Raw genomic sequence first — 20,453 nt, 5'->3', positions numbered from 1 at the left:
GCGCGGTGATCAGCCGATCATCGCGCTTCACCCCGCAGCCGGCACGACCTTCTCCGCCAGCGCGTTCCACGGCCGGTCCGGCGAGGCGAGGCCGATCAGGCGGCCCTGGATGAAGTCGCAGCCCCATTCGCACAGCATCACGGCGGCTTCCTCGTCCTGCACCCATTCGGCGACGGTCTTGATTTCAAGGCGGCGCGCAAGATCGATCAGCGTCTGCACGAAGGCGCGGTCGTCCGCCGAACGCACGATGTTCTGCACGAAGGCGCCGTCGATTTTGACAATATCGACGCCGAGCTTGCGCAGATTGCGGAACGAGGTGTAGCCGGCGCCGAAATCGTCGATCGCGATCCGGCTGCCGAAATTCTTCAGCCGCGTGACGAAGCCGCGGACGTCGTCGATATCCTGGATCGCAACCGTCTCGGTGATCTCGACGATCAGCCGTTCGCCGACGCCGGGATGCGCACGCATCAGCGATTCGATGGTGGCCCACCAGTCCGGATCCATCGTGGTGTCCGGCGAGATGTTGAGGCTGAGCTGCACGCTCGGCGCGGCAGCGAGCTCGGCGATCGCAAGCTCGAGCACGCGATGATCGACCATCCGGATCAGGCCGAGCCGCTCGGCAACCGGCACGATGTCGGGCGCAAGCAGCGCGCGGCCGTCATCCTGCTCCATGCGGACCAGGCACTCGTAGAACGAAGGCTGCCGCGAGCGCGCATCGACCACCGGCTCGAAACCGATCACGATGCGGCGCTCGTTCAGCGCGGTGACGATCTCGTCGGTGACACGGATGTTGACGCGGCGCTGGGCGTCGCGCTCGACATTCGGCTTCCACAGCGCAAACGATCCGGCGCGACGGCTCTTGGCGGCATCCAGCGTCTCCTGGGCACGATTGACCGCCTCCTCCGACGACTTCGCATGGCGCGGGATGGTGACGGCGCCGATCGAGACCGTTACCGACACCGGGCCGGACCTGGTCGGCACCACCTCGTCGCGCACCGCGGCGAGGAAGCGCTCGGCGGCGACGTTGGTGTCGTCGACGGTGCAGTTGCGCAGGATCAGGCCGAACTTGTTGCCGGAGAAGCGGCCGAGCATGTCGCCGCTGCGCAGCCGGGCCCGAATCCGTTTCGCCACCTCGGCGATGACGGCGTCCGCGACATCGAAGCCGAAGGCATCGTTGACCCGCGCCAGATGATCGATGCCGATCAGCATGAAGGCGCATGAGGTACGGAAGCGCGCGCACTCCTCGATGGTCTCGGCGAGCGAGGCGATCAGATGGGTGCGGTTGAGCTCGTTGGTCAGCGGGTCGTGCCGCGACAGCTTCACGAGTTGCTCGTCGCGGGCATGCCGCTCATTGTTGACGCGGACGACGCCCTGCACGCGCGCCGGCCTGCCGTCGGCGCCGGCAAACCAGCAGCCGGTCTCCTCGATCCAGATCACCGGCGCCGAGGTGACGGCCCGCACGCCATATTCGATCCGGTAGGGCACGCCCTCGCCGCCCCGCACCGATCCGGTCTGGCCGAGTGCATCTGATCGAACCGAGCGCATGGGCTCGATCAGCTTTGCGAGTTCGGTGCCGCTGGCCAGCGCTGTGACGGGGATGTCCGGGAACACCGTCGCCACATTGTCGCTCCAGGCAATCGCATCGCTCGCCAGGTCCCAGGCGAAAGTCGCTTGGCCGAGCGAGGCGAGGATGCTGGCAGCTGGCGGGACAGGGAGCATCGAACATGTCTCGATTTGGGACGGCACCCGGTGATTCTATTACACTCTCAAGATAGTGGTTCCGGCGAATCCAACGCTAGGAGAACTTGATAAATAATCTGGAAACCACGTTTTCGACTGCCGCGGAACGAACTGGGGATGGCGGGCATGACCCTTGCCATGAGGGTATTGCAGAGGGACGCAACGTCCCAAACTATGACGTTCCAACGGGTCGCAGGCGATGCTCGATATCGATCAATCAGAGGTCCAATCAGAGATCTTGGACGGCGAGTTCACCGATACTCCCGAGGCGACCGGCACGGCTCTGGTGCCGCTGGCCGCGACCACGCATTGGGCGCCCAAGATCCCGCTGGTGCATGCCGATCCGTCGTTTGTGGCCCATCTGATCGCCACCGCCGCCCATGAGCCGCAAACCTGCGTGCTGCGGCGTGGGTCATTGGCCGACGCGCAGAGCGCCTACGGCCCGCATGTCGACGAACGCCGCAGCGTCGCGCGGCGGACAAGGCAAATCATCTAGCCCATCATCTTGGGGATCAGCGGGCCTTGACGGGCCGGTTGCCGTGGCTGTCCTGCGGCACGCCGCGGCGCAGCGACATGTGGGAATGGATGCCGAGCCAGCGCCCGTCGGCCTGACGCGCGAGAATGATCGTCGCCCGCCCCGGCCGATCGAAGCGGCTGCCGTCCGCCTGGAAGCCGGTGCTCGTCCACGGCGTGATCACCGTCGCCATGCCGCCGTCGGCGCTGATCAGCACCTCCGTATGCGCGAGATCGAAGGCGAAATCCGCGGTGCGGGGCCAGACATTGTCCCATTGCATCTCGGTCCAGCGCTCGCGGCCGTGGATCAGCTCCTGATAGGTGCCGAACGAGATGATGTCCGAATGCCAGAACGGATGGGCGGCCGCATAATCGACCGCCCTGACGCAGGCGGCGAACCGTTCGAGCCAGTCGAAGATCGATCGGGTGGTCGTCGAATCGGCGATCGGAAGGGCCGTTTCTCCGCTCATGATCGTCCTCGATAACGCTCTAGCGTTGCGGCGTGCCTGGCGATGGCTGGCCGCCGGGCTGCAAATCCGGCGAGGTGACGGTGGGCTTGGGCGCGGACTGATCGAGCAGCACGGATTCCGCAACTGAAGTCGCTGGCGGAACGGGAGCGGCTGGCGCCGGTGTGACGACGGGTGCAGGCTCGGGTCGCGGCGGGGCAGGCTCCACCGCAGGCGCGGCCCGTGGCGTCTCGACCGCCGCGGGCTGCGACTTGCCGACCGGCGCAGGCGCCGGTGCAGCGACAACCGCACGGCGGCGGGTGCGCAGCGCAATTCCGGAAATGAAATCGACCAGCGCCAGCAGCGTGAGCAGGCAATAGGTCGAGTTGCCGAATTTCGGCCAGAGCACGAATTCGGCGGCCGCCGCGCCGAACACGATCAGCGACAGCAGATGGTCGGTGAGATACTTCGCGCCGGGGCGCGCGCCCTTGATGACCTCGAGCAGCAGCAGCAGCACGCCGGCGGCGAGCAGCATGTCACTGAGCGTGATCTGCCACTGCTCGCCCGACAGCAATGTCAGCCTGATCAGCGGGTCCGTGAAGGACACGCCGGGCATCAGGAAGGCGATGATGTTGTAGACCGCGAGCGGAACGAGCAACAGCGGAAAACCGACCATCGGGCTTGCGCCTTATTCAGGGAGAACCAGCAATGCGGCGATGCTCATTGGCCTCGCCGCCGACGCGTCCGTGTCGACCGCACTCGTTGGCCGAATTCAGGCGCAGCGCGATCTTGATTGGAGGATGATATTTCCGGAAAACCGCTAAGCACTTTTCCGGATCATGCTCCCGCCAGCGGCGCGACAGCCGAAGGTCCGATCAGGACTCTTTCTTGGCCTTCAGGACCTGGCGGCCCTTGTACATGCCGGTCTTCAGGTCGAGGTGGTGCGGACGGCGCAGCTCGCCGGAGTCCTTGTCCTCGACATAGGTCGGGGTCTTGATCGCATCGGCCGAGCGGCGCATGCCACGGCGCGACGGCGAGGTTTTTCTTCTGGGAACGGCCATGACGGTGTCCTCTAGGGTGTTGCGGAGGCATCGTCCGAAATGCGGACGGGCTCAGCGCTTCGAAGCGCAAGCTGCGATGCCGGTAAGGCCGCGCTTATAGAGGAAGGGACCGCGTAAATCTAGGCCCGGAGACAGCAAAATCCGCCCGAAATCGCGCTCAAGAGCCGCGATTTTCGCGCCAGCAGCGCGTCACCGAGTTGGCCCGGACCATGTAGGTGCCGGACAGCCTGCGGACCCCCGGCCCCGGGTTCCGGGCGCTCCTTTTGACCGGATTCGGCAGGATCGCCGCCAAAAGCGCCGCCTCCCGGGGTGACAGCTCTGCCGCCGGCCGGCCAAAGGCATATTGGGCACCGGCCTCGGCGCCAAACTGCCCGGATGGCCCCATTTCGGCGATGTTGAGGTAGATTTCCAGAATTCGCTGCTTGGGCAGTACGAAATCGATCCAGAGCGCCAGCGGCAGTTCCAATCCCTTGCGGATCATGCTGCGGCCGGGCCACAGGAACAGGTTCTTGGCCACTTGCTGGGTGATGGTCGAGCCGCCGCGCGCCGCCTCGCCGTCCCCGGCATCGTCGATCACCTCGCGCAGCGCCCCCCAATCGATGCCCCGGTGCTTGCAGAAATGGGCGTCCTCCGAGCCGACCACGGACCGCGCCAAATAGGGCGACATGGCGCCGAAATCGATCCAATGCCGCGTGACCGGGGCCCCTCGCAGGGTCCGCCACGCCATCAGGGCCGAAACTGGCTGACCGGTGCGGTAGAACGGCGTCACCAGATAGGGCAGCAACAGCAGGGCCAGCAAAAGCAGCAATAAAATCCGGACAATGCGCAAAGCTGGGGTTTCCGGGGAGGACCTTTCCAGGGAGGATTTGGGAGCCTTCAGCCAGAACACGGCCGGCGTCATCAGACGTCAATGGGATAATTCACGGTTTTTCCAGCACTTTTAAGGCGCAATCCGTCGCAGGGCGGGAATTGACGAAGCCGATCCCATCAACGATTGTCCGGCCGAAAATCGATCTGGAGCAATTCTTAATGACGACCGGTACTGCAGAGTTTTCCAAGCGGCTGGACCAGACCGCGGAGGATACCGAAGCCCTGCTCGCCAAACTGCTGTCCGATGCGGCCGAAGGCGACGAGATCGCGCGCCCGAAGCGGCTGATCGAGGCCATGCGCTATTCGAGCCTCGGCGGCGGCAAGCGGCTGCGGCCGTTCCTTGCGGTCGAGAGCGCCGCGGTGTTCGGCATCCCGCGCGAATCCGCCCTGCTGGTGGGCGCCGCGCTCGAATGCATCCACTGCTACTCGCTGATTCATGACGATCTGCCGGCGATGGACAATTCCGATCTGCGCCGGGGCCGCCCGACCCTGCACAAGGCCTATGACGACGCCACCGCGATCCTCGCCGGCGACGCGCTGCTGACGATTGCCTTCGACATCATCACCCGCGATGCGATCCACAAGGACGCCCAGGTGCGCCTGCTGTTGACCCGCGCGCTGGCGCGCGCCTCCGGCGTCGGCGGCATGGCCGGCGGCCAGATCCTCGACCTCGCCGGCGAAGGTCGCTTCGGCGACCGCGAGCCGGTCGACGTCGCGCGCGTGCAGCAGATGAAGACCGGCGCGCTGCTCCGCTTCGGCTGCATCGCCGGCGCGATCCTCGGCCAGTCCTCGCAGAAGGAATACCAGGCGCTCGACGATTACGGCAAAGCGCTCGGCGAAGCGTTCCAGATCGCCGACGACCTGCTCGACGTCGAGGGCGACGCCGCCGCACTCGGCAAGCCGGCCGGCGCCGACGCCGTGCTCGGCAAGACCACCTTCGTCACCCAGCTCGGCATCGACGGCGCCAAGCAGCGCGTACGCGACCTGCTGGCCCGCGCCGACGCCGCGCTGTCGGTGTTCGGCGATCGGGGCGACGTGCTGCGCGCCGCCGCCCGCTTCGTCGCCGAGCGCAAGAACTAGCTGGAAGCCGCGTGAAATGAACAAGGAGCTCGACGATCGCCTTGTTCGTTTCCGCAAGCTGCCGATGCCAGTCCGCGTGGTGGTGGGCCGGCCGCGCACCTTCGTTTCGATCACGGTCGGCATCGCCGTCGCGCTGCTGATCCCCGGCTCGATGCGCCTCGTGACGCGCATGCTCGCCGGCTGGGACGCCTTCGCCGCGCTCTATCTCGTGCTCGCCTATGTGATGATGCTGCGCTGTGGCGTCGCCCACATCAAGCGCAGCGCCATATTGCAGGACGACGGCCGTTTCCTGATCCTGCTGCTGACCGCGTTCGGCGCACTGGCAAGCCTCTTGGCCATCGTATTCGAACTCGGCGCATCCAAGGGCAGCGCGGCGGGACTGGCGGTGGCAATCGTCACCATCACGCTGTCATGGACGGCGGTCCACACCGCGTTCGCGCTGCATTACGCCCACGAGTTCTACCGCGGCAAGACTCCCGGCGGATTGCAATTCCCGAGCGGCGATGCGCATGTCGATGCCGATTACTGGGACTTCGTCTATTTCTCCTTCGTGATCGGCATGACCGCGCAGGTCTCCGACGTCGGCATCACCGACAAGATCATCCGCCGCACCGCGACCGTGCACGGCATCATCTCGTTCGTGTTCAACACGGCGCTGCTGGCCCTGATGGTGAATATCGCCGCGAGCGCGATCTAGCTGCTGAGAGCTAGTTGCAGACCTCGACATTGCCGACGTTGCCGCCCATGCAGGTCCGTTTACCAGAAGCAACCGGGGCGCTTTGTGAGCAGCCTCACGATCGGCGATGGCGCGGACCGTGCCGTCCTGACTGTTAGTCGACGAAACAGACCGCTGGTTCGGATTTGGCTGGTGGGGAGATTTCGTGCACGATCGAGCCAACAAGAACAGAAGCACGGAGGACATGATGCAGGGCACAAGCGCGGCGGTTCCACCCGCCAGGGCCGGCAAGGTCCGCAGCATGGCCAGAAACCTCCTCTCACTCGCGCTGTTGGCCGGCTGCGCCGCGGGCTGCGGCCTGGTCGACGCCGTGTTCGACGGCTTCAAGCACGCCAAGGCCGTGGAGAACGATCTGGTTGCGATGGTCGGGGTCAAACCGGCGGTCGCGTTCAACTGGCACAATGGCCGGCTCACGTCGGTCACCGTCACCTTCCCCAGCCTGCTGCAGGACAAGCCGTTGCATGAACTCGCCGACGCCGCGCGCGCTGCGGTCGGCAAGGAGTTCAAGCAGCGCGCCGACGACGTCGTGCTCGCCTTCTCGCTGGGGCCGTCCGAGACATCGGCGGCACAAGTGGACCCAACTCAGGGCAAGAACCTGCCTTGAGCGGATTTATTCCCCGCCTTGCGTGACGTGCTCCTGATATTGCGGCAGGTCGTCCAGTATCTCGTACCAGGGCGCCTTGGAGCCGACGAAGATATGCGCGGTCGGTCGGATCGTCGGCGCATCGCGCAGCGTACCCATCGTGACATGGATATAGGCGCCGTTACGGACCTGCGAATAGAGCAGCGACCCGCAGCGGCCGCAATGCGCGTCGTGGGTGAGCTCATCGCCGTAGATCAGAAGACCGTCGGCACCACTGGTGACGGTGAATTTCTCGCGCACGATGCCTGCGAACGGCTTGAACGCCGAACCCGTGGTGCGCCGGCAATTCGAGCAGTGACAATTCAGCGCATAGCCAAACGCGTCGGCCACCTCGTAGCGCACGTCGCGGCAGAAGCATTCGCCGATCAGGATAGTTTCGTTCGAATTTGCAGATGCGGTCACGACTCGCTCCTCACGCGGAATTTTATCGCCGGCCATGGCGCAATCCGGCGGTTCATGGCTAAATCCTAGAGCCCTTTCCGTTTCGATTGAATCGGAACTGGGGCTCTAGATTCTCGTTTTGACGCGTTTTCTTCACGCGAACCGGTACCCACTTCGCTCGAAAACGCTCTAGTAGTTCAAATCCTGCCGGGAGGACTAACCAATGAGTCAAGAACGATCCAGCGTCGAAAGCGTCGTGCAGACCTATTTCGACGGCCTCTACGAGAGCAATGCCGACAAGCTCGCGACGGCCTTTCATCCCAGTGCCGACCTGCGCTGGGTGGACAGGGGCGAGCTGAAGGTCCTCAGCGTGCCGGACTGGCTCGCTCTGGTGCGCAAGCGGCCGTCGGCGAAGGCCGAAGGCAAGCCGCGCGAGGACTTCATCGTCACCATCGACCGCTCCGACGACAACACCGCCTTCATCAAGGTGCGCTGCCAGCTGCCGCCGCGCTATTTCACCGACTATCTGGTCGCAATGAAGCTCGCCGACGGCTGGCAGATCGTCTCGAAGTCCTACCGCTACGATCAGCGGGACTGACCGGGCGGCCCACTCATCCCTACGACGGCTTTATGACACGCCCCAGCGGTTCGGCTCCGGCCGGACCGCATTGACTGGCGCTGGTTTCCGGGCGAATTGAGCCCATTATGGAAGCCAAATTTCAGATCTTTCTCACGCTGCTCGGCGTGCTGGCGGGAACCGCGCTGGTTGCACGGCGGACCGACATCGCGCCGGCGATCCTGCTCCTGCTGGTCGGCATCGTGCTCGCCTTCGTGCCGGGCATGCCGTCGCTGGAACTGCCGCCCGAGCTCGTGCTTCTGGTGGTGCTGCCGCCGCTGATCTATTCGGCGAGCGTCGCGATGAGCTGGCGCGAGTTCAAGGCCAATCTGCGGCCGATCATCCTGCTGTCGGTCGGCTGCGTGATCTTCACCGCCTTCATGGTCGCGGCCGCGACCCACTATCTGATCGGGCTGCCCTGGAGCATCGGCTTCCTGCTCGGGGCGATCGTCGCGCCGCCCGACGTGGTCGCGCCGCTCGCGATCGCGCGCAAGCTCGGCATGCCCCGCCGCATCCTTGTCGTGCTCGAGGGCGAAGGGCTCGCCAACGACGCGACCGCGCTGATCCTCTACCGCTTCGCGCTCGCCGCCATCACCACCGGGCTGTTCTCGCTGCCGAAAGCGACCGGCACGTTCTTCGTCATCGTCGCCTGCGAGATCGCGTTCGGCATCGCGGTGGGCTGGCTCAGCCTGCGCGCCCGCCGCCGCGCCAGGGATCCGCAGGTCGAGATCACGCTGTCGCTGATCACGCCCTATCTCGCCTACTGGATCCCCGAGCATTTCGGCGGCAGCGGCGTGATCGCAACCGTCGCCTGCGGCCTCTATATGAGCTGGAACGGACCGCTGCTGATCTCGGCCGCGACGCGCCTGCAGGGCATCTTCTTCTGGGACTTGATCATCTATCTGATCGAGGGCCTGCTGTTCCTCCTGACCGGCTTCCAGATGCGCTCGCTGTACGAGAAGTCGAAGGCGTTTCCGCTGTACGACATCCTGACCGCTACCGCGCTGGTCGCCGTCATCGTGATCGTCGCGCGCTTCCTCTGGGTGTTCCCCGGCACCTATCTGCCGCGCTTGATCAGCGCCCGCGTGCGCGAGCGCGATCCGCTGCCGTCGTGGCGGGCGGTGTTCGTGGTCGCCTTCACCGGCGTGCGCGGCGCGGTGTCGCTCGCCGCGGCACTTGCGCTGCCCCTGACATTGCCTGGTGGCGAGGCCTTCCCGTATCGCGACCTGATCCTGTTCGTCGCCTTCGGCGTGATCTTCGTGACCCTGGTCGGGCTCGGCCTCGGATTGCCGCCGGCGGTGCGCCTGCTCGGCCTCGCCAAGGACGGACGCAGCGAGCACATCGCCGAGCACGAGCAGGAAATCGAGGCGCGGCGCGAGGCGCTGAACGCCGCGCTGAAATCGCTCGACGCCATCACCGACGACCGCGAGCTCTCCGACGAGGTGATCAAGCTGCTGCGCTCGCGCCATGAGATCCGCATCAACCAGCTGCCTGATACGCTCGATCCCGACAAGCACGACGTCTCCGCCGCTGGCACCGCGCTGACGCGGGAGCTGATCTCGTCCGAGCGCAAGTTCATCCACATGCTGCTGCGCGACGGCAAGATCACCGACGAGACCAGGCGGCGCATCGAGCGCGATCTGGATCTCGAGGAGGCGAGCCTCTCCAACCGGGAGTATCGCAGGATTCCGTTGTAAGTTTACGTCGTCCCGGCGAAGGCCGGGACGACAGATCATTCCGCCGCGGCGTTCTGCCCGGGACCGCCGACGAAGCCCGTGGGATCGCCGAACCGTTCGACCATCACGGCCGTGAGATCCTTGGTCTTGCTGGTGACGCAGGCGCCGGAGCGAACGGTGTAGCGATCCTGGTGCCTGGCGTGCGGCGGTGCCTCGCCCTTTTGCAGGGCGCGGGCCGCCTCCAGCACCAGCTTGCGGAAATGCATGATGCCGAGATCGGTCGGGCCGAGATGCTCGCGGGTGCGGTCGGCGATCGGGCCCTGGCTGTCCTGCACCGCGGCGTCCTGCTCGGAGACGCCCTTGATCCCGGTGTAGCTCTTGGTCCGCTGCAATTTGCGATCGATCAGGTAGTCGTTCGCCTTGTTGCGCAGCGGCACGTAGTTCTCGTCGACGACTGCCATCACGCCGTTGCCATTGGCATAGCCGTCGCGCTCAGCGTCGGTCAGCGGCCGCTCGGGATTCCACGCATAGGTGTAGATCCAGCAATTGGTGTCGGTCACCGGCACGAAGGTCTGGCCGAACATGTTCTCGCCCGGCATCGAGCTCGGCGCATAGCTGTGGAACGGCATCAGGAACTGGGCGATGCGCCAGTAGATGTTGTCGCTGCCGGTGAGCCGTCCGCCCGCGACCGTGAGCCCCGCCTCATGCGGATTGATCTTGATGACGGGGCGCGGATCCTCGGCGATCCAACGCATGTGGTCGGTCGCGACCCGCGTCAGCGGGTTGACGAAATGCTTCTTGATGTCGAGGATTTCGTTCTCCTCCTTCTCGAAGGAGAGATGCGCGAAGGTGAAATGCGCGGTGTCGATCGAACCTTCCACCGCCTGCACCCAATTGCAGTCCTGCCACTTTTTGGTGACGAAGCGATGCGAGGCCGGCAGCAGCGCCATCTCCAGCGCCGGCAATTCGGGCATCTGCTCGACGGGGCCCATATAGGCCCAGATCATCTCGCCCCATTCGCGCACCGGATAAGACTTGATGCGGATCAGGTCCTTGGCGTTGAGGTCCGGATAGGAGGTCGGCATGTCGACGCAGCGGCCGTCGGTGTCGAACTTCCAGCCGTGATAGACGCAGCGAATGCCGCATTCCTCGTTGCGGCCGAGCCAGAGATTGGCGCCGCGATGCGGGCAATATTGATCGATGATTCCGACCACGCCCCGCGAGTCGCGAAACGCCAGCAGCTCCTCGCCCATGACCACGATCTTCTTCGGGTCGCTGTCCGGCTCCGGCAGCTCTTCCGAGAGCAGCACCGGAATCCAGAACCGGCGCAGCAATTCGCCCATGCCGGTCCCCTCACCTGACTCGGTGAGGAATTTGTTGTCTTCGGCGCGAAGCATCGACGACCTCCCGAATTACTTTTGTTTTCGTAGGATGGGTAGAGCGAAGCCAAACCCATCACTGGCATCTACGCGGCGAGATGATGGGTTTCGCTGCGCTGTACCCATCCACGCAATTCCTTTACACCGGCCGCTCGCCCTTCACGGTGACACGGGTGCCGGAGCGGGTGTGCGGCCAGTAGTCCCACATCGCGCGGTGCTGGGCGCAACGATTGTCCCAGAACGCGATCGCGTTCTCGGACCAGCGGAAGCGGCACTGGAACAGCGGGTTCTCCGCATGCTGGTAGAGATAGGCCAGCATGGCATCGCTCTCGTCGCGCGGGATGCCCACGATGAAGCGGGTGAAGCCGCGATTAACGTAGAGCGACTTTTTCCCCGTCACCGGATGAGTGCGGACGATGGGATGTTCGGCCCGGGGATATTCCCGTTTGTCGGCGACGCCATAATTGGCGTACAGCCCACGGTAGGTCTGCTCGCCGTCATGCAGCGCGGTCAGCCCGTCGAGATAAGCCTTCATGCGGTCCGACAGCGCCTCATAGGCCGCGTACATGTTTGCGAACAGCGTGTCGCCGCCGCGCGGCGGGCACTGCTTGATGTAGAGGATCGAGCCCATCGGCGGCTCGAGATCGCAGGACACGTCGGTGTGCCAGCCTTCGCCATTGGCGCGCGGTGAATCCTTGTCGGCATAGATCTTCATCAGCGCCGGATCGCCCTCGTTGGGCGCGGCCGGGTGCACGTGCAGCTCGCCGAACTTGCGGCCGAAGGCGAGATGCTGGTCGGGGCTGATGTGCTGGTCGCGGAAGAAGATGACGAGGTTTTCGGCGAGCGCGCGATGGATCTCGTCCATCTGGCGGTTGGAGCGCGCATCGTCGCCAACCAGCTTGCCAATATCGACGCCGGAGATTTCCGCACCGATGATCGGCGTCAGTTTCTCGACGTCGATGGTCTCATAGGGCTCGGATTGGTCGGCGAGATGGCGGTAGCGCGGACCCTGCTTGCCGGACAGCGAGCTCATGGGCGTTCTCCCGATGGTTCTTGATTGGGAGCATGGTAGCGCGCATCAACGGAAGCGCAATCTGCGCCGCAAACATATCTGTCGTCCCGGACAAGCGCAGCGAAGCGGAGCGCAGATCCGGGACCCATAACCACAGGATTGGGTTTTTGCGAAGGCTGGTAACTCACATCTCGTGCCATAACCACGTCTTGTGGTTATGGGTCCCTGCTTTCGCAGGGACGACACTGAGTGTGGATCGCGCGCGGAGTGAAATTACTCCGCGGCGCCCGCCGGCTCGGGCACCTTGGCGCCAGCGCCGTACTTCTGGTCGATATAATCGATCACCAGCGCCTTGAAGTCGGCGGCGATGCCCGGACCGCGCAGGGTGCGGAACTTCTTGCCGTCGACGAAGACCGGCGCGGCCGGCGCTTCGCCGGTGCCGGGTAGCGAGATGCCGATATTGGCGTGCTTGGATTCGCCGGGGCCGTTGACGATGCAGCCCATGACAGCGACGTTGAGCTCTTCGACGCCCGGATATTTGGTCTTCCAGGCCGGCATCTCGTCGCGGATGAAATCCTGGATCGAGCGCGCCAGCTCCTGGAACGTGGTCGAGGTGGTGCGGCCGCAGCCGGGGCAGGCCGCAACCAGCGGCACGAAGGTGCGGAAGCCCATGGTCTGCAGCAACTCCTGCGCGACCTGCACTTCCAGCGTGCGATCGCCGCCGGGCTCCGGCGTCAGCGAGATGCGGATGGTGTCGCCGATGCCCTGCTGCAGCAGAATGCCGAGCGCGGCCGAGGACGCAACGATGCCTTTCGAGCCCATGCCGGCCTCGGTGAGGCCGAGATGGATTGCATAGTCCGAGCGGCGCACGACTTCCTGATAGACCGCGATCAGATCCTGCACGGCCGAGACCTTGGCCGACAGGATGATCCTGTTCTTGGGCATGCCGAGCTCTTGGGCGCGGGCCGCCGACAGCAACGCCGACTGCACCATCGCCTCGCGGGTCACCGCGCGAGCATCGCGCGGATTGGCGGACGCCGTGTTCTCGTCCATCAGCTTGGTGAGCAGCTCCTGGTCGAGCGAGCCCCAATTGGCGCCGATGCGCACCGGCTTGCCGTTCTTGTTGGCGATCTCGATGATGTCGGCGAACTGGGTGTCGCGCTTGTTCTTGAAGCCGACATTGCCCGGATTGATGCGGTACTTGTCGAGCGCCTCGGCGCAGGCCGGATACTCGGCGAGCAGCTTGTGGCCGATATAGTGGAAGTCGCCGATCAAGGGCGTGGTGATGCCGCGCTTGCGCAGGCCGTCACGGATGTGCGGCACGGCCGCAGCGGCCTCCTCGCGGTCGACGGTGATGCGCACCATCTCGGAGCCGGCGCGGGACAGCGCGGCGACCTGGGCGATGGTGCCGTCGATATCGGCGGTGTCGGTGTTGGTCATCGACTGCACGACGATCGGCGCACCGCCGCCGACGGCAACGTTGCCGACCATGACCTGTGTGGTGTGGTGCCGCGGCGCGGGACCGGCGACGTCGTCTTGCGGCAAAATCTCGGGCTTGTTCATGGCGTCTCGAATATCAGGTTTTGGTGACATTCACCAAGGGGGCGATGGGCCTCGCGCAAGACGGGCCAAACGATGATGTTTCGGAGTGAATTCAACAACTTATGACGCCGATTGAGGCCGAAGGCAAGCCATGCAGCGGCGTCCTGCATGGACAGCTATATTGGGCCGAATTGGGGTGAATCAAAGGGCAAAGTGACAGCTTTTCATGTGATCCGGAGCATCTTAGCATCCCGTTAAACACACACCGGGAGGCGCGACATGGCCGGCCATAGCGAGCTGATCACCACGGCGGAACTCGCCGACATCCTGACCCGGCCCGAGTTGCGCCTGTTCGACTGCACGACCTATCTGGAGCCGGCTCCGGCCGGCAGCAGCATCCCCTATGTCGTCGTCTCGGGCCGCCAGACGTTCGAGGCCGGTCACATCCCCGGCGCGAATTTCCTCGATTTGCAGGCCGAATTCTCCGACCCCCGCACCGAGCTGCGCTTCATGATGCCGCCGACGGCCCAGCTCGAAGCCGCGTTCGGCCGCCACGGCATCTCGGCCAATAGCCGCGTGGTGCTCTATTCGATCGGCACCGCGATGTGGGCGACGCGGTTCTGGTGGATGCTGCATTCGCTGGGCTTCGACGGCGCCGCGGTGCTCGACGGCGGCATCGACAAATGGACCGCCGAGGGACGCGACATCGAGACCGGGCTTGCCGGCGGCTATCCGCAGGCGACGTTCTCGGCGCGGCCGAAGGACGGCATGTTCGTCGACAAGCGTGACATGTTCGCCGCAACCACGGAGCGTGACACCGTGATCGTCAATGCGCTCGGCCCGCAGTTCTACAAGGGACTGGAGCCGAGCCGTTACGGCCGGCCCGGCCGTATCCCCGGCAGCGTCAGCGTGCCGGCGGCAACCTTGATCGATCCCAAGGGCAAGACGTTCGTGCCGCTCGAAGAGGCCGAAGCAACCTTCGCCGCGCAAGGCATCACCAGGGACAAGCGCGTCGTCGCCTATTGCGGCGGCGGCATCTCCGCGACCATCGACCTGTTCCAGCTGCATCGGCTCGGTTACGACAATCTCACGCTCTATGACGGCTCGATGGGCGAATGGGCAAAGGATAAATCGCTGCCGATCGAGGTGGGGTAGTGGGAGGCACCAGACTCTCCACTCGTCGTCCCGGCGAAGGCCGGGACCCATAACCACCGAATTTGCTTGCAAACGGGAACGCGGCCCCAGCGTCGCACGACAACAGACATTTGGGGTAATGGTCCTGGCTTTCGCCAGGACGACGCTGAGAACGGCTTCTCGCACGATACGATGCACCGCTATTGCGGCGCCAAGCAGCAGACGATCAAGCCGGCCTCTTGACGATCTCAAAGCCTCGGGCCGCCAATTCCTTCAAGATGCTCTTTGCCAAATGCGAGCACTCATCCGGCTTGATCCAGCACGCACTGCGCCAGTCCGGATCATCCTCTTTGGAGTATGCGGTGAACGCGGACCGGATTCCGGCTTCAATTGCATCGGTGGCATCGATTGGCATCAGCGTGCCTCCACGGCATCCCCTCGCATGGGAGGGTTCACGGAATGTGGGCAGCAGTGTTGACGTAGATCAATACGGGAGCAAGGGGCCACAGTTTGCGCCGGCCGACACGGACGATGTGTATCGCGTTGCCGCGCTGTCACGCCGGAACGTTCGGATCCGGTGTCACCTTCGGGTCGGGCTTGTTGACGAGATAAAGCCCGGCAATCACCAATAGCGCAGCGACACCGAACACCGCCGTCAGCGTGTCGTGCATGACGAAATAGGCCGCGACCACGCCGAACAGCGGCGTGACGAAAGTGAAGGCCGACAGCTTGCTCGCCGAATAGGTCTTCACCATCGCAAACCAGATGACAAAAGTGCAGCCCACCACCCAGACCGCCTGATATGCGAGCAGCGAGATCGACAGCGCGCTCGGTACGTGCTCGATACGCTCGCCGGCGATCCAGGCCGCCAACCCGAGAATCGGAATCGAGATCGCGACCTGGTAGCCGAGCGCCTTTTCCGGCGCCGCCTTGCGCAGCTGCGTGCCCTTGGCGACCAGCGTGGTCGCCGCCCACAGCGCGCCGCCGCCGACCACCATAAGATCGCCGAGCAGCACCTTGGCATCGACATTCGGCTGCGGCACGCCGATCGCGAGCGCGACGCCGGCAAAGCTCAGCGCCAGCCCGCTCCACTGCACGGTCGAAAGACGCTCGCCGAGGAACTGGTGCGAACCGAGCGCGACGAAGAACGGCGCGGTGTAAAGGAAGACCGAGGCGCGCGAGGCCGAGGTGAAGGTGAGGCCGGTGAAGATCAGCACGAACTCGCAGCCGAACATCAGCCCGGCGATCACACCGGGCAGCAGCGAGCCGTCGCGCTCGAAGAATTTGACGCCGCGCAGCCGGCCGACGATCAGCATGACCGGCAGCGCACCCGAGGAGCGGATCAGCGCCTGCAGCATCGGCGGCACGTCGGGCAGCGCGAGCTTGACCGCGAGCTGGTTGAAGCCCCAGCTCACGCACAGCATCAGCATCAATGCGATGGCGCCGGGCGGCAGCCCGTGGCCGACGCTGACGGGCCTCGTGACGTGGGCTGTGATCGCTTGGGTCGACATGTTTCCTCGCGGGCCGGCCTATCGGCCTGTTGTTGCTAGTCTTCGCGTGTCGCTTGGATCGTCATTGCGAGCGGAGCGAGGCAATCCATTTCGCCACTTGCCGAGGCATGGATTGCTTCGTCGCTTCGCTCCTCGCAATGACGGAGAAGGGTCTCGGACGAGAACAATCATTTCTGGCAATGCGCGCAGGTGCCGGCGATCTCGACCACGGAGAGCTTTGGGATGAAGCCCGAGGCCCGCGCCGCGGCGGTCAGGCTTTGCGCGACGGGCGCGGCGGGGATTTCGCCGACCGAGCCGCAATGGTCGCAGATCAGGAACGCCACCATCGAGGTCTCGTCATGATCATGCGCGCAGGCAAGGAAGGCGTTGCGGCTCTCGATGCGATGAACGAGGCCGTTCTCCATCAGGAAGTCGAGCGCGCGATACACGGTAATCGGTGCCGGGCGCGGCATCGTCTTGGCCAGTTCGTCGATCACCTCATAGGCGCCGAGCGGGCGATGGCTCGACAGCAGCGCCTGCAGCACCTGACGCCGGATCGGGGTGAATTTCTGGCCGCGGCGCGCGCACACCTGTTCGGCATGCGCCATCGCGTCCGCGGCGCAACGGCCGTGATCGTGGTCGGGGGCAGGAAATGTCGGCTTGGCCAGGCTCATTGCCCCGATGTGTAGCATTTCCGCGCCGGTTCCCATAGCCCGGCCCAACCTCAATACCGCGGCCCAATACCCGAAGCGCATCCCTCGTTGCCCTGCAGCCATGTGCGTGATGCGGGGCAGCCTCCCGTTAACCCGGCATGCAGAATTCATAAGCAAGCTTATTATATCCCAAGCTTATGGAGATGGGTCTATGCGCGGTTCCGTGGATACGGACTTCTTGTTTACGCTTGGCGAGTTGTTCCGGCTGATCCGCGTCTACGCCGACAAGGAGGCCGCCCGCTACGGCATCACCCGCGCGCAATGGGCCGTGCTGTCCAAGGTGGAACGCCAGGAAGGCATGAAGCAGACCGAGCTCGCCGAGCTGCTCGAGATGCAGCCGATCACGCTGACGCGGCTGATCGACAAGCTCTGCGACAATGGCTGGATCGAGCGCCGCAGCGACGACAACGACCGCCGCGTCAACCGCCTCTATCTGAAGAAGGCCGCGCGCCCGCTGCTCGGGAAGCTTGCCGGCCTGCGCTCCGAACTCACCGCGACCGCGCTCGAGGGCATCAGCCCCACTGATGCGCATCGCCTGCTCACCCAATTGGAATCGATCAAGGAAAACGTTCGCAATGCCATCCAAAGCCCAGCCGGCGAGCCCTCCCGAAAGGAACAACGCTATGGCTGAACCCGTTCTCAAGCTGGCACCTGAGCAGAAGAGCAATCCCGGTGAGCCCACGCCGGCAGGCAAGGCCAGCCGCGCGCCGCGCCGCCGCCTGATGGCGGCCCTGCGGCGCTATCGCCGGGTGCTGCTGCTCGTCGTGCTGCCGATCGTGGCGGTGATCGGCGGCGGCGCGTTCTATCTCAATGGCGGCCGCTATGTCGGCACCGACGACGCCTATGTCGGCGCGCAGAAGGTGCTGATCACGCCGGAGATCTCCGGCAAGATCGACAAGATCGTCGTCAAGGAAGGCCAGCACGTCAGGAAGGGCGACGAGCTGTTCGAGATCGACCCGGTGCCGTTCCGCCTCGCGGTCGACCAGGCCAAGGCGGCGCTCGACCAGACCAGGACCAGCTATGACAATCTGGTCGACAACATCAAGATCAACACCAGGATGCTCGAATTCGCCCAGCAGAGCATCGAGCTGAAGAAGAAGGACGTCGATCGCAAATCGACGCTCGCCAAGCAGAATTTCGGCTCGCAGCTCGACCTCGACAACGCGGCGAATGCGCAGGTCACCGCGGAGAGCCTGGCGCAATACATCAGGCAGCAGATCTCCAACGCCAAGACCCAGCTGCTCGGCGATGTCGATTTGCCGATCGAGCGCTTCCCGCCCTACGCCCAGGCCAAGGCCAAGCTCGACGACGCCCAGCGCAATCTCGATCACACCGTGCTGCGCGCGCCGATGGACGGCGTGGCGACGCAGGTCGACCAGATCCAGCTCGGCCGCTTCGTCGCGGCAGGCGCGCCGGTGTTCTCGGTGATCGACGTCGACCATCCCTGGGTCGATGCCAATCCGAAGGAAAGCGACTTCACTTATGTCGCGGTCGGCCAGCCAGTGACGCTCGACGTCGACGCGTTCCCGAACCACGAATTCAAGGGCAAGATCGGCTCACTGTCGCCCGGCACCGGGGCGCAGTTCGCGATCCTGCCGCCGCAGAACGCCACCGGCAATTTCGTCAAGGTGGTGCAGCGGGTGCCGGTGCGGATCTACTTCGACGAGAACGATCCGTTCGTGAAGAAGCTGAAGGCCGGCATGAGCGTCTACGCGACGATCGACACCAACCACCGCCGCACGCTGGCCGGCCTGCTCGGGCTGGGCTCAGCCTCCGCGCACCCGGACCATCAGGACTAAAACGCCATGAATGCACCGTCACCATCCGCCGTGCCCGGCATGCGCCGGAACATGGTGACGATCTGCGCGATGACCGCGACGATCATGCAGGCGCTCGACACCACGATCGCCAACGTCGCGCTGCCCTACATGCAGGGCTCGCTGTCGGCCTCGCAGGACCAGATCAACTGGGTGCTGACCTCCTACATCGTCGCGGCCGCGATCATGACCGCGCCGGTCGGCTGGATCGCCAACCGCTTCGGCCGCAAGCGCATCTTCATCATCTGCTCGGCCGGCTTCACCGTCGCCTCGGTGTTCTGCGGCCTGGCGCAGGACATCAACCAGATGGTGCTGTTCCGCCTGTTGCAGGGCGTGTTCGGCGCGGCGCTGGTGCCGCTGTCGCAGGCCGTGATGCTCGATTCCTACGCGCTGCATGAGCGCGCCAAGGCGATGTCGATCTGGGGCATGGGCGTGATGATGGGTCCGATTATGGGACCATCATTGGGGGCGTGGCTGACCGAGACCTATTCCTGGCACTGGGTGTTCTTCGTCAACCTGCCGTTCGGCTTGTTCACGGTGCTCGGCCTGATCATCTTCATGGACGAGACCAGAAAGGACCACGCGCTGCGCTTCGACTGGTTCGGCTTCGGCGCGCTCGCAGTCGCGATCGGCGCGCTGCAGCTCGCGCTCGACCGCGGCGAGCAGCTCGGCTGGCTGGAATCCAACGAGATCATGATCGAATTCATCGTGGCGGCGGTCGGCGCCTACTTCTTCTTCGCCCATTCGCTGACCACCGACAAGCCGTTCATCCAGTTCGCGATCTTCAAGGACCGCAATTTCCTCGGCGGTGTCGTGTTCATGACGGTGATGGGCCTCGTGCTGTATTCGACCATGGCGCTGTCCTCGCCCTATCTGCAGAACGTGGTCGGCTATCCGATCATCACCGCCGGCCTTTTGCTGGCGACCCGCGGCGCCGGCACCTTCGTCGCCATGATGCTGGTCGGCCGCCTGATGCGCTACATCGAGGCGCGCACGCTGATCGTCTCTGGCCTGGCACTCACCGCGGCGTCACTGTTCCAGATGACCGGCTGGACCGACATGACGCAGGCGAGCGAGATCATCGTCGTCAGCGTGATCCAGGGCTTCGGCTTCGGCCTCGTCTTCGTGCCGCTGTCGACGGTGGCGTTCCTGACGCTGCCGAACCAGCTGCGTACCGACGGCACCTCGATGCTGACGCTGTTCCGAAACGTCGCGAGCTCGGTCGGCATTTCGATCGTGATCGCACAGCTCACCGAGGGCGGACGGCGGATCTACGCAAAGCTGTCGGAGCAGATCAATCCGTTCAACCACGCGCTGCAGATGCCCGACGTCGCGGGCATGATCAACCTCAACACCGATGCCGGCCGCGCGATGGCCGACAGGATGGTGGCGGCGCAGTCGCAGATCATCGCGTTCTCGCACGACTACCAGCTGGTGATGCTGTTCATCCTGGTCTCGATCCCGCTCGCGCTGATGATCGGCTCGACCAAGGCCACACTGCGCGCGCAGTCGGCGCCGTCGGATCATGCCGCGGTGATGGAGTAGGTTTTCGCGTCCCTGCGCTTCGATCGCACTCGCTAACCCCAATGTTGATGTCATCGCCC

Annotated in this window: 22 protein-coding genes; 10 read left to right on the top strand and 12 right to left on the bottom strand. The window is 64.7% G+C overall.

Features of this window, described 5'->3' with window-relative positions:
• Window positions 1-27: 27 nt before the first annotated feature.
• Window positions 28-1,719, bottom strand: a complete 1,692-nt coding sequence (locus tag BraRD5C2_RS23705) for a putative bifunctional diguanylate cyclase/phosphodiesterase (protein ID WP_223972018.1) — start codon at window positions 1,717-1,719, stop codon at window positions 28-30.
• A 259-nt stretch (window positions 1,720-1,978) separates the two neighbouring features.
• On the opposite strand from BraRD5C2_RS23705, the gene BraRD5C2_RS23700 reads away from it, so the two are divergent.
• The gene (locus BraRD5C2_RS23700) at window positions 1,979-2,236 is read left to right on the top strand and encodes a hypothetical protein (protein ID WP_374708038.1); all 258 of its coding nucleotides are present in this window, start codon (window positions 1,979-1,981) and stop codon (window positions 2,234-2,236) included.
• A 16-nt stretch (window positions 2,237-2,252) separates the two neighbouring features.
• Here the strand turns inward: BraRD5C2_RS23700 and BraRD5C2_RS23695 are convergent, their stop codons facing one another.
• The 4 genes from BraRD5C2_RS23695 to mtgA form a co-directional block, all read right to left on the bottom strand.
• A complete protein-coding gene (locus BraRD5C2_RS23695) occupies window positions 2,253-2,723 on the bottom strand; it encodes a YybH family protein (protein ID WP_223972012.1) in 471 nt (156 codons plus the stop codon).
• A gap of 19 nt (window positions 2,724-2,742) precedes the next feature.
• Complete coding sequence (locus tag BraRD5C2_RS23690) at window positions 2,743-3,375, bottom strand: hypothetical protein (protein ID WP_223972009.1); 633 nt, start codon at window positions 3,373-3,375, stop codon at window positions 2,743-2,745.
• Window positions 3,376-3,574: 199 nt separating this feature from the next.
• Window positions 3,575-3,760: a 50S ribosomal protein L32 gene (gene rpmF, locus BraRD5C2_RS23685; protein ID WP_021077536.1), complete on the bottom strand. Its 186-nt coding sequence runs from the start codon at window positions 3,758-3,760 to the stop codon at window positions 3,575-3,577.
• Between the two features lie 157 nt (window positions 3,761-3,917).
• Window positions 3,918-4,589, bottom strand: coding sequence for a monofunctional biosynthetic peptidoglycan transglycosylase (gene mtgA, locus BraRD5C2_RS23680; RefSeq protein ID WP_223972552.1), 672 nt, complete (start codon window positions 4,587-4,589; stop codon window positions 3,918-3,920).
• A gap of 200 nt (window positions 4,590-4,789) precedes the next feature.
• On the opposite strand from mtgA, the gene BraRD5C2_RS23675 reads away from it, so the two are divergent.
• The 3 genes from BraRD5C2_RS23675 to BraRD5C2_RS23665 all read left to right on the top strand — a co-directional run bounded on the left by BraRD5C2_RS23675 (window position 4,790) and on the right by BraRD5C2_RS23665 (window position 7,050).
• Entirely contained in the window at window positions 4,790-5,710 is a 921-nt protein-coding gene (locus BraRD5C2_RS23675) for a polyprenyl synthetase family protein (RefSeq protein ID WP_223972007.1), read from the top strand.
• A gap of 16 nt (window positions 5,711-5,726) precedes the next feature.
• Entirely contained in the window at window positions 5,727-6,407 is a 681-nt protein-coding gene (locus BraRD5C2_RS23670) for a DUF1345 domain-containing protein (RefSeq protein WP_223972005.1), read from the top strand.
• A 226-nt stretch (window positions 6,408-6,633) separates the two neighbouring features.
• Complete coding sequence (locus BraRD5C2_RS23665) at window positions 6,634-7,050, top strand: hypothetical protein (RefSeq protein WP_223972003.1); 417 nt, start codon at window positions 6,634-6,636, stop codon at window positions 7,048-7,050.
• Window positions 7,051-7,056: 6 nt separating this feature from the next.
• Here the strand turns inward: BraRD5C2_RS23665 and BraRD5C2_RS23660 are convergent, their stop codons facing one another.
• Entirely contained in the window at window positions 7,057-7,491 is a 435-nt protein-coding gene (locus BraRD5C2_RS23660; RefSeq protein WP_223972001.1) for a GFA family protein, read from the bottom strand.
• Between the two features lie 202 nt (window positions 7,492-7,693).
• Here BraRD5C2_RS23660 and BraRD5C2_RS23655 point away from each other — a divergent pair, with 202 nt between their 5' ends.
• The gene (locus BraRD5C2_RS23655) at window positions 7,694-8,068 is read left to right on the top strand and encodes a nuclear transport factor 2 family protein (protein WP_223971999.1); all 375 of its coding nucleotides are present in this window, start codon (window positions 7,694-7,696) and stop codon (window positions 8,066-8,068) included.
• Window positions 8,069-8,175: 107 nt separating this feature from the next.
• Entirely contained in the window at window positions 8,176-9,783 is a 1,608-nt protein-coding gene (locus tag BraRD5C2_RS23650) for a Na+/H+ antiporter (RefSeq protein WP_223971997.1), read from the top strand.
• 35 nt (window positions 9,784-9,818) lie between these two features.
• On the opposite strand, the gene BraRD5C2_RS23645 is transcribed toward BraRD5C2_RS23650, so the two are convergent.
• The 3 genes from BraRD5C2_RS23645 to ispG form a co-directional block, all read right to left on the bottom strand.
• Complete coding sequence (locus BraRD5C2_RS23645) at window positions 9,819-11,159, bottom strand: Rieske 2Fe-2S domain-containing protein (RefSeq protein WP_223971995.1); 1,341 nt, start codon at window positions 11,157-11,159, stop codon at window positions 9,819-9,821.
• A gap of 121 nt (window positions 11,160-11,280) precedes the next feature.
• Window positions 11,281-12,174: a TauD/TfdA dioxygenase family protein gene (locus BraRD5C2_RS23640; RefSeq protein WP_223971991.1), complete on the bottom strand. Its 894-nt coding sequence runs from the start codon at window positions 12,172-12,174 to the stop codon at window positions 11,281-11,283.
• A 252-nt stretch (window positions 12,175-12,426) separates the two neighbouring features.
• On the bottom strand, window positions 12,427-13,716 hold the full coding sequence (gene ispG / locus BraRD5C2_RS23635) for a flavodoxin-dependent (E)-4-hydroxy-3-methylbut-2-enyl-diphosphate synthase (protein WP_223971989.1): 1,290 nt from the start codon (window positions 13,714-13,716) through the stop codon (window positions 12,427-12,429).
• Window positions 13,717-13,974: 258 nt separating this feature from the next.
• Between ispG and BraRD5C2_RS23630 the strand changes: the two genes are divergently transcribed.
• Complete coding sequence (locus tag BraRD5C2_RS23630) at window positions 13,975-14,850, top strand: sulfurtransferase (RefSeq protein WP_223971987.1); 876 nt, start codon at window positions 13,975-13,977, stop codon at window positions 14,848-14,850.
• A 205-nt stretch (window positions 14,851-15,055) separates the two neighbouring features.
• Here BraRD5C2_RS23630 and BraRD5C2_RS23625 read toward each other — a convergent pair whose 3' ends face one another.
• The 3 genes from BraRD5C2_RS23625 to BraRD5C2_RS23615 form a co-directional block, all read right to left on the bottom strand.
• Entirely contained in the window at window positions 15,056-15,244 is a 189-nt protein-coding gene (locus BraRD5C2_RS23625) for a hypothetical protein (protein WP_223971985.1), read from the bottom strand.
• Window positions 15,245-15,383: 139 nt separating this feature from the next.
• Window positions 15,384-16,259: a DMT family transporter gene (locus BraRD5C2_RS23620; protein ID WP_223972550.1), complete on the bottom strand. Its 876-nt coding sequence runs from the start codon at window positions 16,257-16,259 to the stop codon at window positions 15,384-15,386.
• Window positions 16,260-16,507: 248 nt separating this feature from the next.
• On the bottom strand, window positions 16,508-16,993 hold the full coding sequence (locus BraRD5C2_RS23615; protein WP_028338147.1) for a Fur family transcriptional regulator: 486 nt from the start codon (window positions 16,991-16,993) through the stop codon (window positions 16,508-16,510).
• A 190-nt stretch (window positions 16,994-17,183) separates the two neighbouring features.
• Between BraRD5C2_RS23615 and BraRD5C2_RS23610 the strand changes: the two genes are divergently transcribed.
• The 3 genes from BraRD5C2_RS23610 to BraRD5C2_RS23600 are packed head-to-tail and all read left to right on the top strand — an operon-like array spanning window position 17,184 to window position 20,394.
• Window positions 17,184-17,663, top strand: coding sequence for a MarR family winged helix-turn-helix transcriptional regulator (locus tag BraRD5C2_RS23610; RefSeq protein WP_223971983.1), 480 nt, complete (start codon window positions 17,184-17,186; stop codon window positions 17,661-17,663).
• The gene (locus BraRD5C2_RS23605; RefSeq protein WP_223971981.1) at window positions 17,656-18,831 is read left to right on the top strand and encodes an HlyD family secretion protein; all 1,176 of its coding nucleotides are present in this window, start codon (window positions 17,656-17,658) and stop codon (window positions 18,829-18,831) included. The genes BraRD5C2_RS23610 and BraRD5C2_RS23605 overlap by 8 nt, the downstream gene beginning before the upstream one ends.
• Window positions 18,832-18,837: 6 nt before the next feature.
• On the top strand, window positions 18,838-20,394 hold the full coding sequence (locus BraRD5C2_RS23600; RefSeq protein ID WP_223971979.1) for an MDR family MFS transporter: 1,557 nt from the start codon (window positions 18,838-18,840) through the stop codon (window positions 20,392-20,394).
• The last annotated feature ends 59 nt before the right edge of the window (window positions 20,395-20,453 follow it).

The organism is Bradyrhizobium sp. RD5-C2 (genome assembly GCF_019972155.1).
GTDB lineage: Bacteria > Pseudomonadota > Alphaproteobacteria > Rhizobiales > Xanthobacteraceae > Bradyrhizobium.
This window is presented reverse-complemented; position numbering and strand designations above follow the sequence as displayed.

Coding starts and splice junctions, on each gene's coding strand:
- ispG (WP_223971989.1), bottom strand. CDS start 13,716: ATGAACAAGCCCGAGATTTTGCCGCAAGACGACGTCGCCGGTCCCGCG.
- BraRD5C2_RS23630 (WP_223971987.1), top strand. CDS start 13,975: ATGGCCGGCCATAGCGAGCTGATCACCACGGCGGAACTCGCCGACATC.
- BraRD5C2_RS23610 (WP_223971983.1), top strand. CDS start 17,184: ATGCGCGGTTCCGTGGATACGGACTTCTTGTTTACGCTTGGCGAGTTG.
- BraRD5C2_RS23705 (WP_223972018.1), bottom strand. CDS start 1,719: ATGCTCCCTGTCCCGCCAGCTGCCAGCATCCTCGCCTCGCTCGGCCAA.
- BraRD5C2_RS23605 (WP_223971981.1), top strand. CDS start 17,656: ATGGCTGAACCCGTTCTCAAGCTGGCACCTGAGCAGAAGAGCAATCCC.
- BraRD5C2_RS23655 (WP_223971999.1), top strand. CDS start 7,694: ATGAGTCAAGAACGATCCAGCGTCGAAAGCGTCGTGCAGACCTATTTC.
- BraRD5C2_RS23670 (WP_223972005.1), top strand. CDS start 5,727: ATGAACAAGGAGCTCGACGATCGCCTTGTTCGTTTCCGCAAGCTGCCG.
- BraRD5C2_RS23640 (WP_223971991.1), bottom strand. CDS start 12,174: ATGAGCTCGCTGTCCGGCAAGCAGGGTCCGCGCTACCGCCATCTCGCC.
- BraRD5C2_RS23650 (WP_223971997.1), top strand. CDS start 8,176: ATGGAAGCCAAATTTCAGATCTTTCTCACGCTGCTCGGCGTGCTGGCG.
- BraRD5C2_RS23625 (WP_223971985.1), bottom strand. CDS start 15,244: ATGCCAATCGATGCCACCGATGCAATTGAAGCCGGAATCCGGTCCGCG.
- BraRD5C2_RS23675 (WP_223972007.1), top strand. CDS start 4,790: ATGACGACCGGTACTGCAGAGTTTTCCAAGCGGCTGGACCAGACCGCG.
- rpmF (WP_021077536.1), bottom strand. CDS start 3,760: ATGGCCGTTCCCAGAAGAAAAACCTCGCCGTCGCGCCGTGGCATGCGC.
- BraRD5C2_RS23695 (WP_223972012.1), bottom strand. CDS start 2,723: ATGAGCGGAGAAACGGCCCTTCCGATCGCCGATTCGACGACCACCCGA.
- BraRD5C2_RS23615 (WP_028338147.1), bottom strand. CDS start 16,993: ATGAGCCTGGCCAAGCCGACATTTCCTGCCCCCGACCACGATCACGGC.
- BraRD5C2_RS23645 (WP_223971995.1), bottom strand. CDS start 11,159: ATGCTTCGCGCCGAAGACAACAAATTCCTCACCGAGTCAGGTGAGGGG.
- BraRD5C2_RS23665 (WP_223972003.1), top strand. CDS start 6,634: ATGCAGGGCACAAGCGCGGCGGTTCCACCCGCCAGGGCCGGCAAGGTC.
- BraRD5C2_RS23690 (WP_223972009.1), bottom strand. CDS start 3,375: ATGGTCGGTTTTCCGCTGTTGCTCGTTCCGCTCGCGGTCTACAACATC.
- BraRD5C2_RS23620 (WP_223972550.1), bottom strand. CDS start 16,259: ATGCTGATGCTGTGCGTGAGCTGGGGCTTCAACCAGCTCGCGGTCAAG.
- BraRD5C2_RS23600 (WP_223971979.1), top strand. CDS start 18,838: ATGAATGCACCGTCACCATCCGCCGTGCCCGGCATGCGCCGGAACATG.